The sequence below is a fragment of the Bacillus cereus group sp. BfR-BA-01524 genome, assembly GCF_022662595.1.
Lineage (GTDB): Bacteria > Bacillota > Bacilli > Bacillales > Bacillaceae_G > Bacillus_A > Bacillus_A thuringiensis_S.
In genome coordinates, this window is sequence record NZ_JAKUDW010000115.1 from 1 (window position 1) to 16,107 (window position 16,107).

Genomic DNA, 16,107 nt, shown 5'->3' on the forward strand with positions numbered 1-16,107 from the left:
TTGTTTTTTATAGTCCGCCTCAGATATTAACGACAATTGGAACGCTTTTTGGGCTGGGTTTGCATTTGCTTTTTTCATGATGTCTCGGAACATCGTCGTCGTAATTTGACTACCACCTGGCACATAATGCTCGCTATCTGTTTTGTCATATCCCACCCAAATCGCACCTACTAAATCTGGTGTGTATCCTACAAACCACGAGTCCTTCGCTCCTACGCTCGGACCATTTACAAGTTGAGTAGTCCCTGTCTTTCCTGCTGTATCAACATTATTAACTTTCGCTTTTTCACCTGTTCCCTTTTCGACTACACCTTTTAATAAATACGTCATCTTTTGAGCAATTTTTTCACTCGTCACTCGTGTCTCTTTTTTATACCATTTTCCTATTATTTCCCCTTCAGCATTTTGAACTTCTCTAATTGCATGAGCCTCTACTTGAACCCCATCATTAGCGAATGTACTATATGCTTGGGCCATTACAAATGGAGATGTCCCTACATGCATCCCACCTAAAGCAATTGGATACGTACGGTCTTCTGGTACTAATGGAATACCAAATCGCTCTAAAGATTTCAATCCTTTATCTAATCCTATTTGCTCTAATAACCACACAGCAGAAACATTATACGACTTTGCTACCGCTTCATACATTGTCACATTACCATGAAAAGCCTGATCACTATTTTTCGGTTCATATTCTTTAATATGAAATGGTTCATCCTTTAATATATCGTATACTTCATACCCTTGTTCTAAAGCAGGTACATATACAGCTAGAGGCTTTAATGTTGAACCTGGCTGTCTTTTTAATTGCGTAGCATGATTAAATTGTAAAAACTGATATGGTCCTCTACCTCCAACTAAAGCAGGAACACCGCCTGTCTTTGGATTTATAAGGACTACACCTGTTTGCATAAGTTGATCTGAGCCACTATCTTTAAAATAACTATCATTATTCACAACATCTTCTACAGCTTGTTGTTTTTTCGGATCAAGCTCTGTATAAATACGATAACCACCTGCTAAAATTTCATTTTGTGTTAATTCATACTTATCCATCGCTTCCCTAACTATATAGTCTACATATTGGGAGTATTTACCTTTATATTTATCATCAACCCCACGTTTTAATACAAGGCCTGACTCTTTTTCTTTATTGTATTGTTCTTCAGAAATATATCCTTGTTCCTTCATTAAACTTAATACGACATTACGTCGTTCAATTGATTTATTAAAGTTTTTATAAGGCGAATACGCAGACGGCGCTTTAATTAAGCCCGCAATCGTTGCAGCTTCTGAAATTGATAAATCTTTTACATCTTTATCAAAATACGATTTAGCTGCCCTTTTTATCCCCCAAGCACCTTCTCCAAAATAGATTTGATTCATATACATTTCAATAATTTCATCTTTTGTATAAGTACGTTCTATTTTTTTCGTTAAAAAGTATTCCTTTATTTTACGAGAAAATGTACGATCTTGTGTCAGAAATACATTCTTCGCGAGCTGCTGTGTAATTGTACTTCCCCCTGCTACAACTTCTCCTGCTGTAATATTTTTAAAAACTGCACTTATAATTCCACTATAATAAATACCATGATGGTTAAAAAATTCCTTATCTTCTACTGCAACAATTGCCTGAACCATAATATCAGGAATATCTTTTCTTTTAACGCCTTCTGTTTTCGAAGAAGCTAATTTAGTTGCGACCTCATTATTTGCATCATAAATTAAAGTCGGTTGTGGAACAGCTTGTTTTAATTCAGATATGTCTTGAATGGAAATTATTATATTTACAGCAATAAATATAGTAACAAGTACACTTCCCAATACAATTAATGAATTACGAAGTTTCTTCCTCTTATTGAACCACTCAAGCATTTTTTTAAAATGAGTGTTCTTCAATTTCATTCGTTCACTTCCTTCATTTATTTACACTCTTCTTTTTAAAAGGAAGAATATACCGCCTTTTAAATTTATTATAATAACGTAGTCATTCCTATAGTGTAAAGCTTTTCTTTTACATTCATACTTTTTGCAAGAAAAGGACATTCTACAAGTAAGATATTCACTATTGGATATTAATATTATTAATAGAACAACGAGAGTTATGTTAAGTTTTTGTAAACTTTTCGATAAAATGTTTTAAAAAACGACAGTTTTTTGTTAGAATTGATTAGCCAATATATTTTACATATATTACTTTTGTGGGGGTAACAATAATGGTCTTTAAATCAAAAAAAGATAAATTTTCTGAAATGTTAATGAATGTTTCCGAAAATTTAAAAGAAGGCGCGCAATTTTTCGTGGAGTATAAAATTAAAAATGCTAGCGATTTAAAAGAGTTTTCTATGCGCATGAAAGAGTATGAGTCAAAAGGTGACTCATTTATTCACGAAATCATTATGGAGCTAAACAAAGCGTTTATTACTCCGATTGAACGTGAGGACATCCTACAACTTGCAATGAGTATGGATGATGTATTAGACGGATTAGATCACAGTGCTGGTCTGTTCGAAATGTATTCTATTACAGAAGCTGATGAATACATGATTAAATTCGTAGAAGCAATTAATCAATGTGCAATTGAAATTGCAAATTCTGTTGAACTACTGTCTAAAAAGAAGTTAGTCGACATTCGTACGAACGCGATCAAGATTAAGGATTACGAATCACAATGCGATGATATTCGTCGTCATGCGATTAAGCACTTATTCTCTCGTGAGAAAGATCCGATTAAGATTATTCAATTTAAAGAGATTTACGAAGAGCTTGAAGAAGTAGCTGATAGCTGTCAAAGCGTTGCAAACGTATTAGAAACAATTATTATGAAGAACGCGTAAGGAGTTTGATCATGGATACACTCTTGATACTGACCGTTTTAGTAGTCATTTGCGCTTTAGCTTTTGACTTTATCAATGGATTTCACGATACAGCAAACGCTATTGCAACGGCTGTTTCAACGAAAGCTCTAAAGCCTAGACATGCAATTATTATGGCAGCTATTATGAACTTTTTAGGTGCAATGACATTTACAGGTGTAGCAAAAACGATTACAAAAGATATCGTTGACCCATTTGCTTTACAAAATGGTTCTCTTGTAATTTTAGCTGCTTTACTTGCGGCGATAGCATGGAACTTAATTACTTGGTACTACGGTATCCCAAGTAGTTCTTCGCATGCAATTATTGGCTCAATCGCAGGTGCAGCCATTGCTGCTGCTGGTATTAGCTCATTAAACCTTAAAGGATTCATTAAAATTCTTGAAGCTTTAATCATTTCACCAATTATCGCTTTCGTTATTGGTTATATCGTATACAGTATTTTTAAAGTGGTCTTTAAAAACTTTAACTTAACGAAAACGAACAAAAACTTCCGTATATTCCAGATTTTCACTGCAGCATTACAAGCCTATACACACGGTACGAATGATGCACAAAAAGCAATGGGTATCATTACGATGGCTCTTATGGCTAATAACTATCATACTTCTAGCGATATTCCGTTCTGGGTACAATTATCTTGTGCTATCGCAATGGGGCTTGGTACTTCTGTCGGTGGATGGAAAATTATTAAAACTGTCGGTGGACAAATTATGAAAATTCGTCCTGTAAATGGTGTAGCTGCCGATTTATCATCATCACTTGTTATTTTCGGTGCAACATTCATTCACTTACCGGTTAGTACGACGCACGTTATCTCTTCTTCTATTTTAGGGGTTGGTGCTTCTCACCGTGTGAAAGGGGTAAAATGGGGAACTGCAAAACGTATGTTAATTACATGGGTTATTACACTTCCTATTTCAGCTTCTTTAGCTGCTCTGTTTTACTACCTATTACATTTTGTTTTCTAATCAAAAGTCGTCTTCCTTATTTTTCTAGGAAGACGACTTTTTTGTGAACAAGCCTATTTCTCATTAAAAAGCGTGTATAATAATTGGTGGATAAGTTATTTAGAGGAGTTGGCAATTTTGGAATACATCATGTTACTTTTCATCGGACTAATCGCCGGGACAGTCGGCAGCCTAGTTGGGCTTGGAGGCGGAATTATTATTGTTCCGTTATTAATTGGATTACACAGTTTATCACCACAACTTGCAGTAGGGACTTCTATGGTAACAGTCGTTTTTACAGGGCTATCTTCCACCCTTACTTACATGAAGCATAAACGAGTAGATTATAAAAGTGGACTTATTTTATTTATCGGAAGCGGCCCTGGTGGTATTATCGGATCATGGGCAAATAAATTTTTAAACCAAGACACATTTTCTTTATACTTTGGGATTTTCCTTATATTCGTCTCAATTCTACTTATGCTTCGAGACAAATTAAAACCTCTTTCCCTCTCAAATACGTCTGTAATTAAGCGTTCTTTTACAGATAATGATGGAAATACTGTACACTATCAATTCCCACCGTTTCTTGCTATCTTTATTGCCTTTATAGTTGGGTTTATATCTGGGTTATTTGGAATTGGTGGCGGTGCCTTACTTGTTCCAGCAATGATGCTTCTTTTTGCATTCCCAGCACATATTGCAGTAGCAACTTCAATGTTCATCGTATTTCTATCAGCAATTGTAAGTTCTGCAACTCACATCTCACTTGGAAATGTCAGCTGGATTTATGCATTAATCCTTATTCCTGGTGCATGGATCGGCGGAAAAATCGGGGCTTACATTAATACAAAACTGAGTGGTAACGCCGTAATTAATTTATTACGTATTACGTTAATTATTCTTGGAACTAGATTAATCATTATTTCCCTTTTATAACGTATTCTTTTTAGAATGCGTTTTTCTTATACACATGAATATAAAAATCCTCCGAGGAGAACAAATAAAATTAAACAAACACATAATAACATATAATTTGAAATATGTACTTTCTTCAAGTTGACCACTCCTATAACTGCGACTGTTATCTTTATGATAGCGAAAAAATAGTTCACTTGCAGTTACAGAGTGCTAACAATGCAAAATCAATTATTACAAATTTTATCCTTATATTTCATTTCTTTGTATATTCTATCGATTTAATAAAAAAGATGTCATATTGACATCTTTTTTAGTGAAGAAGTGACCATCCCATAAAGTCTTCATGTACTTGGCACGCCCTCTTATCATTTCGATCATATAATTCAGCATAACTATCTGTTTCTTCATCATAAGCCATCGTATAAATAATTTGGCCGTCTACTTCAACGGATAAAACGACTCCACCTTTCATCTCTTCTACATGAATGATAGCATTCGCCGGAATTCTCATATCCGTCATTCTCATCGCATCTAACAATATACTAAACCCCCTACAGCGTATTCATTGCTAGTACTATTACACACTAAATAGTATACTACTGTAATAGCATACATTTCGTCAATGAAATTGCTGTTGAAATAGCATATTGTCTATATACATATACGCTAAAATAGAAGAAATAGAAACATATTAATGGGGGGCTAACATTGATTCTACACAAAGGAGATGTACTATTCCGTCAAGGCGAGGACGGTCCTTTATACTTTATAAAAACTGGCTTATTAAAAGTAGTTCGGTTAGAAGAAGACGGAACACCATTTTTATTCAACATTATCGTTCCAGGTGAAACGATACCTCATCATTCTTTAATTTCACCGAAAGAATATCACGGTACAGCTATCGCTTTAATAAAAACAGAAGTGGAACCAATTACTAGTAGTGAATGGTATGAGAGACTTCAAGCAAATCCTGAATCATATGCCAACATCGCTATGCAATTGCAATCGAAATTAAGAATGATGCAACAACGAATTGATCAATTGACAACCGTCTCACCAAAAGAACGTCTTCATCGTTTACAAGAATGGTTCACATTATATTTAGATGACATTCCTATATATGAAATATTAACACAAACTGAAATTGGTCAACTGATAGGCATACGCCGTGAAACAGTTAACCGTTTATTACGAGAACAAATAAAAAACGAGGTAAAATAAATACCTCGTTTTTTTGTTTATTCTCATCCGTCTTATTGTAAGCTTGTTGCTGGGCCGAAAAATTCATAATGAATATGCTCTTGTTTCACACCTAAATCAGTTAGTGCAGCATTTATATGCTTCATAAATGCTACTGGACCACAGAAATAAAATTCTGCTTCAGTTGTCGGAATAATAGTTTGTAACCATTCTGCTTCAATAAATCCTTCTTTATCAAAGTTCTTCGTTTCCAAATCTTTTTCAGTTGGTGCAGAATAACAAGTGTATGCTTTAACTTGTTCATATTCATTGTCTACTGCCTTAACATGTTCTTTCATTGCATGTGTATTACTATTTATTGCTGCATGAACAAAATATACATTTCGTTTTGAATCTTGTTCAATTAACGTATTTAACATACTCATCATCGGTGTAATCCCTACTCCACCACTAATTAGTACAACTGGTAACGTTGAATCCATTTTTAATACGAAATCTCCCGCTGGTGCACTTACTGGCAAAATATCTCCTTCTTTTACATGTTCATGTAAGTAATTAGACACTTTACCGTCTGGTGTATCTACACCTTTTTCTTTCTTTACACTAATACGATAATATTCTTTCCCAGGAGCATCGGATAAACTGTATTGACGATTATGTGTATATGTCTCACCTTCAATATTGATTTGAACCGTTACATATTGACCTGGGATGAATGAAGAAACTTTCCCTCCATCTTCAGGTTTCAAATAAAATGACGTAATAACATCGCTTTCCTTCACTTTTTTAACAATCACAAAGTTGCGGAAGTCTTTCCATCCACCTTCTTTATGTGCAGCTTCTTCATACATCTCTGCTTCAATGCTAATAAATGCATCAGCAATGACACCATATGCTTCTCCCCATGCATTTAAAACTTCATCAGGTGCACCTGCGACCTCTTTAATGGCACGTAGTAAACATGTGCCTACAATCGGATAATGCTCAGCTTTAATACCTAAACTTCTATGCTTATGACCAATTTGTTTTACAACTGGAATAATAGCTTCTAAATTATCAATGTACATTGCAGCAGCATAAACAGCATTCGCTAACGCTTGTTGTTGTCTTCCCTTTTTCTGATTCGTATGGTTGAAAATATTCAATAACTCCGGATGTTCCGAAAATAAAATTTGATAAAATCTCGTTGTAATTTCAACGCCTTTTTCTTGTAATAATGGTACTGTTGACTTTACGATTTCAATTGTTTTTGCACTTAACATTGTATCCCACTCCTCTATTTCCTTAACTGTTTTTAGTTTAACTGAATCTTATAATGCAGATTGTGATTTTAATCACTATTAACACGTTGTTTTTGTGAATAATATATGAACATTGCATTTACAAAAGAAAATAAGCTAACTAGAATTCTAGCTAGCTTATTATTTTGTTTGTATAGCTTGTTCAATTACCTTTCTATCTTTCCCATCACCAAACTCCGTATACCCCCAGATATTCGTTTCACCTCTATATTTATTTACGATAATATCCAAGTCATGATATACACGGTGGGCATACACTACATACTCAATATTTTGAAGTTCCACACCTTTTTTTACAATTTCATAGCTTCTATTTACATCGCGTTTTATTTTTTCATTCTTTATTTCCGTATGTATATTTTTTAAAGATGGTTCTTGTTGTTGAAACCATTGCTTAAATTGATTCCAATCCCCGTCTGTATAATTCTCTGCTTTACCGTAATTTAAGAAATTATTATAGCTTTCATGTGTCATTCGAATAAAATCTAGCACTTTTGTCTCTTCTTGCACATCTTCTACTTGAGCTATTGTATTTACCTCAGCAGGCTTATTCGCATAATGTAACAGCACTTTCATAAGACTATAACTCGCAATGATCATTACGATAATAATCCCGAATACACTTAACAATTTCTTCATATACAGAACTCCTTCTCTACTAAAGATATTACAATGTATGACTATACTTGTAACATTCTCTCGTAGAAATATAATTCCTGTATTAATTCTTCCTATCATTTCGACAATATTTTTCTACACATTTCGTCTTGGCAAATGCTCCTGTAAAACAATATAACCTTCATAAGCTGTATAACCAAGTATAGCTATTAATCCGATATAACAAGCAAATACTGTCCATTTCGTTTTCGTATCCACTTTATAATAGTTTTCTTGTTGTTCCTTTTCTGTTTTCCATTCATTTAATTTTCTTTCTGACGCTTCAAATGCTTCTCTTATGTGAATAGTATACTCATCTTTTTCATCTTCATATGGAACATAATCTAATGGTTCGAACTTCGGTAAAAGATACTCTAACACTTCCATTTTTTGAAGTTCACCTATTTGTAACTCTTTTTCCCGTTCTCTTTGTCTTAATGCATTCATCTCATGATGCATCATGTATATAGTCCGATGTACAGCACCCGTTTCTTTTAATTCCTCTTCAAGCCTAGCAACATATTCTTTCATCCCATCAATTTTATGCCCTAATTCCTTAATCGGCTCATCTCTCTTTATCACTCTATATAATTCCATACAACCGATAATAACAATAAATCCTCCCAAAATACTTTTAAAGTAAATTGAATAGCCAAGTAATAAAATAAGTCCTGCTCCCCAAATTTTAGTACTGACAACTGAAATAATTCGCCCACCATCTAGCGGCGAAACGGGAATTAAATTAAAGAAATTAATCATACTTCCAAGCAAAATAACAAGCGCCCAAAATGGCTCTTTCGTCATTATATAAAGTAGTATCGCTGGTAAAAATGACAGAAGTCCGAAAAGCGGACCCATATAGGCAATGTAAGCTTCATCTTTTGCATTTTTCGGCATCTCTTTCATTCCAATAAGAGCCCCCATAAATGGAATAAAGATTGCTGGCGATGTTGGGATCCCTTTTCTTTTCGCAGCCCATAAATGGCCCATTTCATGAACAAACAACAAATAAATGAGCGCTACTCCAAATTTCCAACCATATATAACTGCGTATGCGCCAAGCGATAGAAACATACTAAATACCGTTGAAAACTTTGCTAATTTAAAAATTGCAAATATCCACTTTAACTTAGACAGTAGAAATAATCCTATGGCAACAATAATTCCCCATAATCCTTTTTTATTATTTTTCATCTCTCTCTCCTTTAACCCCCTGTGACGAGTCATAAAAGCCCATCAAAAATTATTCTTGCCTCTATTATGACATATTTTTTTCTATTGTTAGAAATAATGTTTATTTAATCCATTTTTAGCCAAAAATATAAATAAAGGAGGTGCATACGAATGAATTTACAATCTCTCATAATAGGTGTTTTATCATTTTTAGCTTCAACTCTTATTTTTTATACTGTGAGCTATGTATTATTATTAGATTGGTTGCCAAATCACTTACTTATCACTCTTATCATTCTTTCCGCTCTTATGATTTCATTTCTTATTACACGAAAATCAATGAATGAGCCATCTGCAAAAGCAAAATAATAGAGAGGGTGCTCTTCCCCCTCTCTATTATCATTTCCTAGGAAAGGCTACATAGAATTTTAATTCAATTACAGCCAATAAGGATCTTACCTCAAAATTCAGTTGGAACAAAGAAGTTAAGCGGGAGTCAACGCTGAATTGGCAAAGACTATTAATCAATGAAAAATGAGCATCCTCCGCCGATTAAAGTCTCACTTTATCTTTGAAAATTCATTTTTTCACCATACTCTTTAACGATTTGAATTATATTTTGAAACACGCCTATTTTTTCTTTTTCACTGTTTAATATTTTTAAATCATACTTTTCGTAATATGTTTCTAATGATTTTAATTGTGATTCTGAAGCACCTTTTATCGGAACAGTAGCATGCAATTCATATTGCTTATACCCTTCCTTTACTTTTTCACCTAAAATCATTTCACTCTCTTTTGCTCCAATTAATTTTTGAACTTTTTCTGGGAAAGTGAGTTGCAAATAATATTCTTGTTCCTTCACTAACTTGTTGTATAGTGATTGTGAAATCGTATACCGTACCATATAATTCACATTTTGATCGCCTACTTTAATATGAAACGCAGTAATCTGCAAATCTTTTTTTGTTACTTCCGTTAAAGGACCTACCTGCATCTCATCTTCTTTTTGTTCTGAAACATTTGGAAATATAGCCAGAAGCTTTTCCGTATCTTTTTCATTCAACATATACATAGCTTTCTTATATTGCACCCATCCTCGTCTATCTTCTCCCCTTAACCATGCATAATAAGTTTCTTTTTTCCCATCTCTACTAATTTGTATTTCATATTCAGGTTCACCGAAGCTTCCGGTTATTTCTTGTTTCTCAGCTTTATCCAAAATGTCTATTACTAACTTCGCTTCTGATTCCTGCAACTTTTTCTCTTTATGTTTTTTTTGTATAACGGTTCCCCCTATTGTTTCTTTCACTTCATTCACCGTCTCTTCTACTTTTTTTGTTTCTTTTTTTTGCTCAGCTTGACCACAAGCTGCTAGTAACATAACAAATAACAACAATACATATTTCCCTTTCAAATTAATCCTCCTTTTACGATAAGAAATTCTTATAATCTTCATACATAAAACAAAAACGTGACATCCTATTAAATAAGTTATACTAATCATTGAAAGGAGGTCTTTATCATGTCCATTAATTTTCATGATGCAAATAATAAATACACATACGCAACAAGAAACGCTCATATTTCTTGGGCTGAAATGGTAACAAACATTACAGACATACAAAACAAGCAAATAATTGATATTGGCTGCGGTGGCGGGATTTATACGAAAGAACTTGCTCTTATGGGAGCCAAAAATGTTGTGGGACTTGATTTTTCAAAAGAAATATTACAAGCTGCAAAAGAAAATTGCAACAACTTTCCAAATATTTCATTCATCCACGGTGATGCACATAATATCCCATACCCTAATGAAACATTCGACATAGTTATTTCGCGCGCAGTTATTCATCATTTACAAGACATTCCTACATTTTTATGTGAAGCTTCTCGTATATTAAATAAAAACGGTGTACTTATTTTACAAGATCGAACGATTGAAGATTGTACAGTTCCAGGAAGTCCCGAACACATTCGTGGATATTTTTTCTCTATATTTCCAAAACTCATTGAAATAGAGTCAAAAAGACGTCCAAAAACTAACACGATACAGAAAGAATTACAAAAACATTCTCTTCACGTACTTCCCACACAAACACAATGGGAAGTACGAAAAATACATGATTCTGTAGAAGCATTGCTACAAGATTTATCTCCTCGAACAGGTCGATCCATTCTATATGAGTTAACAGATGATGAAATTTCTCAACTTCTACAACATATACAGACCGCATTACAAAACGTCTCTCCTATTATTGAAAGAGATCGATGGACAATTTGGAGCGCCATGAAGTTGTAAGGAAGGAAGCCTCACAAAATAATGTGAGGCTTCCTTTCTTTCATAATCTAATTTTGCAACACTCTTGATATCCTCCACTTCTGGCCTGTGCACTTCCACACTTCGGACATACTAAATATCTAGACTGATTTGTCAACAAACTACCTTTTTGAAAGAGTAAAACTTCTGCTTGTTTAAACGAACGCGAATAATATAACCACATAAAACCAATTATAGCAATAATGCCAAATAATACTCCCATCGCAAGCATTTCAGTCACCTCTTTTGGTTTGTTCTTTCCAGCAAGTGGATTGTTGTAATATTCTCTGTAAATTCAAATAATCCCTTCTTTACTCCTATAAATATCAACTTTCTCTATAAATTTTACAATTCTCCGCAAATTTTTACTCCCATTTTACAATTCATTATTCCTTTTGCAACAACGAATTTTACTTTCGATATTTCCGTATATAAATATATCTTTCAAAAAACATATTGACTTTCTAAAAAAAACATGCAACAATACTGTCAGAATACTTGAATAAAAATTCATTGACGAGAACGAGTACGTTATAGAACTGTTCCCCAGAGAGTTGGCAATTTGCTGAAAGCCAACGTTCAGTGCGTAACCGAAAATCATCTCCGAGAAGTAGAACCGAATGTTACAGTAAGTTCTTACCGGCCGTCCCCCGTTACAAGGAACACGTATCATGTTGTACGTTGCAAAGCCGTATACATATAGATTTATTTCTACATGTATAAATTAGGGTGGTATCGCGGGTAAATATAACTCGTCCCTTTCTTTAGGGACGAGTTTTTTGTGTTCTTACAAATGAATTTAAAAAAGGAGGAAAAACAATGAACACTGTATCAAAAAAACATATTTTTTTCACGGGTCTTATGCTATTTTCTTTATTTTTTGGGGCAGGTAATTTAATTTTCCCTCCCATGCTTGGACAAAACGCAGGTGAAAACTTTTGGCCAGCAATGATTGGATTTTTACTAACAGGAGTTGGCTTACCACTACTAACTGTTATCGCAATTTCTCTATCAGGAAATGGGATGCAGCAACTCGCGAGTCATGTCCATCCATTATTCGGAATTTTCTTTACAGTAGTTGTATACATTGCCATCGGTCCATCCATGGGCATCCCACGTGTTGCAAATGTCGCTTATGAAATGGGTGTTAGTTCTTTCTTACCAGAAACAATCCGCTCTAGCAGCCTAGTGCTATTTGTATATACAATCATATTCTTTACTTTCGTATTTTGGCTGAGTTTAAATCCATCTAAACTTGTCGATCGTATTGGAAATATATTAACACCTATTTTATTACTCTCAATTTTCTTATTGTTTGTTAAAAGTGTCTTTACACCACTTGGGCAATCAGGACCAGCTATGCAAGAGTATCAAACTTCTCCAATCTTCAAAGGCTTTATGGAAGGGTACTTAACAATGGACACCATCTCAGCACTTGCATTTGGAATTATCGTTGTAAATGCAATTCGCTCTAAAGGTGTGAATGATCGTAAGTCCATTGCCATCGCCACAGCAAAAGCAGGGCTTATTGCCGCTACAGGACTCGTACTTGTATATGGTGCACTCGGCTGGCTTGGGGCAACTAGTGTCTCTCTCGGATATGCAAAAAATGGTGGACAGCTACTTACTGTTATCGTACAACAATTATTCGGTCCGTACGGTTTGCTCCTATTATCTCTTATCGTTACACTCGCTTGTTTAACGACATGCGTTGGACTCGTATCTGCGTGCAGCCAATATTTTTCAACATTATTGACTACATTCTCATACAAAACGTTCGCGAGTATCATTTGCGCATTAGGATTATTAGTTGCCAACTTAGGTTTAACGAAAATTATCGCAATCTCTGTTCCAATTCTACTTGTTGTGTATCCAATTGCGATTGTACTCGTACTACTATCGTTACTTCATAAATACTTCGGTGGATATCGCTCTGTTTATGTAGGTGCTTTAATCGGAGCAGCTGTAGTGAGCGTATTTGATGGATTAAAACAAGGTGGTATTTCAGTTTCATTCATCACACCATATTTTGAATTTATCCCTTTATATAATGAAGGAATCGGCTGGCTAATACCAGCATTAGCAGGAGCTCTTATTGGCCTTGCAATCGCTAAGTTAAGCGGTACGAAAAAAGTTCCATTACTAACCGAATCTAACGAAGTAAAAGCCTCCTAAAAAAACTCCCAAAAGGGAGTTTTTTTACATTTGATAAGCAGTATGATTAAAACTGCTTATTTTATAAGCTTTCGTATAATATTCAATATTCGTATCAACTGTTTCTACCTTGACAACATCATAGTGCTCTTCTTGCTTTACTAAAAATAAATAGTATTCCTCTGTTGCCTCAATAATCGCAATTTTATCTGTTTCAACATTATATTGTTCACAAAGTGCTTGTAATGCGTTCACATAATCCCCTAATTTTTTAGACTTATCCATTCCGAATATAGTTTGAACTAACATATACATTCTCCCCTTTATATGTACTGTTAACACCTCGATGATAACGCTTACAATATTTATCGTCAATAAAAACATTCAATGGTTTTAACGCCAAATCTATATTGTAGCGAGCCAATAATTAGCGAGGAATCCCCCCGCCAATTAAAGTTTCACTTTATCACTTCGTTAATTGATGTCTAAATGCATAAATAACTGCCTGAGTACGATCACTTACATTCAATTTATTTAATATATTACTCACATGTGTCTTTACCGTTTTTAGTGCAATAAATAACTCATCCGCAATCTCTTGATTACTTTTTCCCTCTGCAATTAATAACAAAATCTCAAACTCTCTTTCCGTTAAATCATCATGCAAAGGTTGCTCTTTCTTTTGACGCATACGGGACATCATTTTCCCGGTAACTTTCGGCTCTAATACTGTTTCTCCACCGTAAGTAGCTCGTACAGCATCTGCAATATCACTTGCTCTTGATGTTTTTAATAAATAACTAGTCGCCCCAGCCTCAATAACAGGATACAATTTTTCGTCATCTAAAAAGCTTGTTACAACTACAATTTTTGCTTCTGGCCATTCTTGAATAATAGCACGTGTTGCTTCGACACCATCCATCTCATCCATAACAAGATCCATTAAAATAATATCCGGTCTTAATTGCAGTGCTAATTCTGATCCTTTTTTTCCATTTTCAGCTTCCCCTACTACTTCAATATCTGGCTGTGTAGATAAATATGCCGATACACCCATACGAACCATTTCATGATCATCGACAAGCAATACTTTTATCATACTTCTCCCCCTCTCTCAAGCATAATCGGTACTTTCACTTCTATTTGTGTACCTTTGGCCGGGAAACTAAGTACCTTGAGTGTCCCACCAATTTCATGAACACGCTCTTGCATCGATCTTAAGCCATAGGAACCGGCTTTATTAACGCCTACTTCAAACCCAACACCGTCATCAATGATTTTTAAAATCGCATATTGATCAATTTTTCGAAGGCGCACTTCTGTTTTCTTTGCCTTCGCGTGTCGCAACGTGTTTGATAGCGCTTCTTGCACAATACGGAATAAATGATCTTCTACACCTTTTTTTAATTCTATTGGCTCAATAAGCCATTCAATTTTCATATGTTGTTTTCGCGATAATTCCGTTAATAATTCCTCTATACCTTCTGTCAGTTTCTTTCCTTCCAATTGTACAGGACGTAAATGAAGGAGCAATGCTCTCATTTCTGATTGAGCATTTACAACCATATTTTCAACAAGTTGTAATTGTTTTTTTGTCACATCTGGAAATTCAGTTATTTGTTCATTAATCGCTGACATCATCATCGACATTGCGAAAAGCTGCTGACTTACTGAATCATGCAACTCCCTTGCTAAACGATGCCTTTCTTGAGATATCGCTTCTTGTCTCATCTCTTCATTCCAATGAGCTCGTTCATTCGTTACTTTTTGAAAGAGTCCCGCTTGCTCCTCTAATCGACGAGCCAGAGCGATTACTTTTCGTTCCACTTCATGAAATTCATCATCTGCAGTAAACGAAACATCGCTCGGAAAATTCCCTCGCTCTACTTCAAATAGAAAAGTATTTAATCCTTGTATACGCTGCTCTATATAGTAACCGATTGCATATCCTACAATTCCCCCGATAAGTAAACTTGTAGTCATAATAAACAAGCCAATTGGAACAGAAGCGATGGATTCCTTCCATAATAAATCATACACTTGTTGCTCGCTTTTCCATACATATACAATTGTACAAATGAGTGCGATACTAACAGAGGACAACATAGAATAACGAATATACATCCACGAAATATTTTTTTGTTTCTTCATTATACTTTCCTCACTTCCGTGTCGCCTACGACAAGCGAAGAAATAATTTTAATACGACGAGGAGCCTCTTTATACTGCTCTGTTCTAAATGTAACATTGCGGTTAAACCCTGTCTCTTCATGACCTGGCAAGAGCACACGGCCGACAATAACAGAATGATTTAAAGAAAGTTCAATATCATATGGCACATATAAACGAATATTACCAACGACACCTCGAATAACAATTACTGTTTCTCCTTCTGGAATCATAGCAGTTGTTAAATCCATTTCCACATCACAAGCACCATATTGAACATTAATATCCTCAAGTTCATAAATATGATCCATCATTCGTACATTGCCTACAAACATATTTTTCAAATATGGTTCTGTACGATATATTTGCTTCTCTTCGTC

At 34.7% G+C, this 16,107-nt stretch carries 18 protein-coding genes and 1 other annotated feature; of the genes, 7 read left to right on the forward strand and 11 right to left on the reverse strand.

Annotated elements, in window-relative coordinates; translation table 11 throughout:
- Positions 1-1,911, reverse strand: a 1,911-nt coding sequence (locus MR170_RS26385; RefSeq protein WP_242309980.1) for a transglycosylase domain-containing protein, incomplete at its 3' end; no start/stop codon positions are given.
- Between the two features lie 311 nt (positions 1,912-2,222).
- On the opposite strand from MR170_RS26385, the gene MR170_RS26390 reads away from it, so the two are divergent.
- From MR170_RS26390 to MR170_RS26400, 3 genes are all read left to right on the forward strand, one after another.
- Positions 2,223-2,843: a DUF47 domain-containing protein gene (locus MR170_RS26390; protein WP_000231445.1), complete on the forward strand. Its 621-nt coding sequence runs from the start codon at positions 2,223-2,225 to the stop codon at positions 2,841-2,843.
- An 11-nt stretch (positions 2,844-2,854) separates the two neighbouring features.
- Positions 2,855-3,853 carry an inorganic phosphate transporter gene (locus MR170_RS26395; protein ID WP_000380276.1) on the forward strand — a complete coding sequence of 333 codons (999 nt, stop codon included), beginning with the start codon at positions 2,855-2,857 and terminating at the stop codon, positions 3,851-3,853.
- Between the two features lie 117 nt (positions 3,854-3,970).
- On the forward strand, positions 3,971-4,771 hold the full coding sequence (locus MR170_RS26400; RefSeq protein WP_000455762.1) for a sulfite exporter TauE/SafE family protein: 801 nt from the start codon (positions 3,971-3,973) through the stop codon (positions 4,769-4,771).
- Positions 4,772-5,063: 292 nt separating this feature from the next.
- Here MR170_RS26400 and MR170_RS26405 read toward each other — a convergent pair whose 3' ends face one another.
- The gene (locus MR170_RS26405; RefSeq protein WP_000883009.1) at positions 5,064-5,291 is read right to left on the reverse strand and encodes a hypothetical protein; all 228 of its coding nucleotides are present in this window, start codon (positions 5,289-5,291) and stop codon (positions 5,064-5,066) included.
- A 170-nt stretch (positions 5,292-5,461) separates the two neighbouring features.
- Here MR170_RS26405 and MR170_RS26410 point away from each other — a divergent pair, with 170 nt between their 5' ends.
- On the forward strand, positions 5,462-5,974 hold the full coding sequence (locus MR170_RS26410) for a Crp/Fnr family transcriptional regulator (RefSeq protein WP_016082299.1): 513 nt from the start codon (positions 5,462-5,464) through the stop codon (positions 5,972-5,974).
- A gap of 32 nt (positions 5,975-6,006) precedes the next feature.
- On the opposite strand, the gene hmpA is transcribed toward MR170_RS26410, so the two are convergent.
- The 3 genes from hmpA to MR170_RS26425 form a co-directional block, all read right to left on the reverse strand.
- Positions 6,007-7,215 carry an NO-inducible flavohemoprotein gene (gene hmpA / locus MR170_RS26415; RefSeq protein WP_224980913.1) on the reverse strand — a complete coding sequence of 403 codons (1,209 nt, stop codon included), beginning with the start codon at positions 7,213-7,215 and terminating at the stop codon, positions 6,007-6,009.
- A gap of 159 nt (positions 7,216-7,374) precedes the next feature.
- Positions 7,375-7,893 (reverse strand): hypothetical protein, encoded by a 519-nt coding sequence (locus MR170_RS26420; protein WP_016082301.1) that lies wholly within the window; start codon positions 7,891-7,893, stop codon positions 7,375-7,377.
- A gap of 114 nt (positions 7,894-8,007) precedes the next feature.
- On the reverse strand, positions 8,008-9,105 hold the full coding sequence (locus MR170_RS26425; protein WP_242309982.1) for a site-2 protease family protein: 1,098 nt from the start codon (positions 9,103-9,105) through the stop codon (positions 8,008-8,010).
- A 150-nt stretch (positions 9,106-9,255) separates the two neighbouring features.
- On the opposite strand from MR170_RS26425, the gene MR170_RS26430 reads away from it, so the two are divergent.
- Entirely contained in the window at positions 9,256-9,453 is a 198-nt protein-coding gene (locus tag MR170_RS26430; protein WP_016082303.1) for a hypothetical protein, read from the forward strand.
- 196 nt (positions 9,454-9,649) lie between these two features.
- On the opposite strand, the gene MR170_RS26435 is transcribed toward MR170_RS26430, so the two are convergent.
- Positions 9,650-10,501: a YhfM domain-containing protein gene (locus tag MR170_RS26435; protein WP_242309985.1), complete on the reverse strand. Its 852-nt coding sequence runs from the start codon at positions 10,499-10,501 to the stop codon at positions 9,650-9,652.
- Positions 10,502-10,609: 108 nt separating this feature from the next.
- Between MR170_RS26435 and MR170_RS26440 the strand changes: the two genes are divergently transcribed.
- On the forward strand, positions 10,610-11,386 hold the full coding sequence (locus MR170_RS26440; RefSeq protein WP_048563671.1) for a class I SAM-dependent methyltransferase: 777 nt from the start codon (positions 10,610-10,612) through the stop codon (positions 11,384-11,386).
- A gap of 40 nt (positions 11,387-11,426) precedes the next feature.
- Here the strand turns inward: MR170_RS26440 and MR170_RS26445 are convergent, their stop codons facing one another.
- On the reverse strand, positions 11,427-11,636 hold the full coding sequence (locus tag MR170_RS26445; protein ID WP_000880630.1) for a hypothetical protein: 210 nt from the start codon (positions 11,634-11,636) through the stop codon (positions 11,427-11,429).
- Positions 11,637-11,908: 272 nt separating this feature from the next.
- Positions 11,909-12,167 (forward strand) — a binding site (T-box leader).
- A gap of 56 nt (positions 12,168-12,223) precedes the next feature.
- On the opposite strand from MR170_RS26445, the gene brnQ3 reads away from it, so the two are divergent.
- Positions 12,224-13,579, forward strand: coding sequence for a branched-chain amino acid transport system II carrier protein BrnQ3 (gene brnQ3 / locus MR170_RS26450; protein WP_016082307.1), 1,356 nt, complete (start codon positions 12,224-12,226; stop codon positions 13,577-13,579).
- Between the two features lie 24 nt (positions 13,580-13,603).
- On the opposite strand, the gene MR170_RS26455 is transcribed toward brnQ3, so the two are convergent.
- From MR170_RS26455 to liaF, 4 genes are all read right to left on the reverse strand, one after another.
- On the reverse strand, positions 13,604-13,942 hold the full coding sequence (locus MR170_RS26455) for a DUF3922 domain-containing protein (RefSeq protein ID WP_140163928.1): 339 nt from the start codon (positions 13,940-13,942) through the stop codon (positions 13,604-13,606).
- Positions 13,943-14,024: 82 nt separating this feature from the next.
- A complete protein-coding gene (locus MR170_RS26460; RefSeq protein ID WP_242309989.1) occupies positions 14,025-14,657 on the reverse strand; it encodes a response regulator in 633 nt (210 codons plus the stop codon).
- Positions 14,654-15,709 carry a sensor histidine kinase gene (locus tag MR170_RS26465; RefSeq protein WP_016082309.1) on the reverse strand — a complete coding sequence of 352 codons (1,056 nt, stop codon included), beginning with the start codon at positions 15,707-15,709 and terminating at the stop codon, positions 14,654-14,656. The genes MR170_RS26460 and MR170_RS26465 overlap by 4 nt, the downstream gene beginning before the upstream one ends.
- The coding region (gene liaF / locus MR170_RS26470) for a cell wall-active antibiotics response protein LiaF (RefSeq protein WP_242309992.1) at positions 15,709-16,107 on the reverse strand (399 nt) is incomplete at its 5' end. The genes liaF and MR170_RS26465, both read right to left, overlap by 1 nt.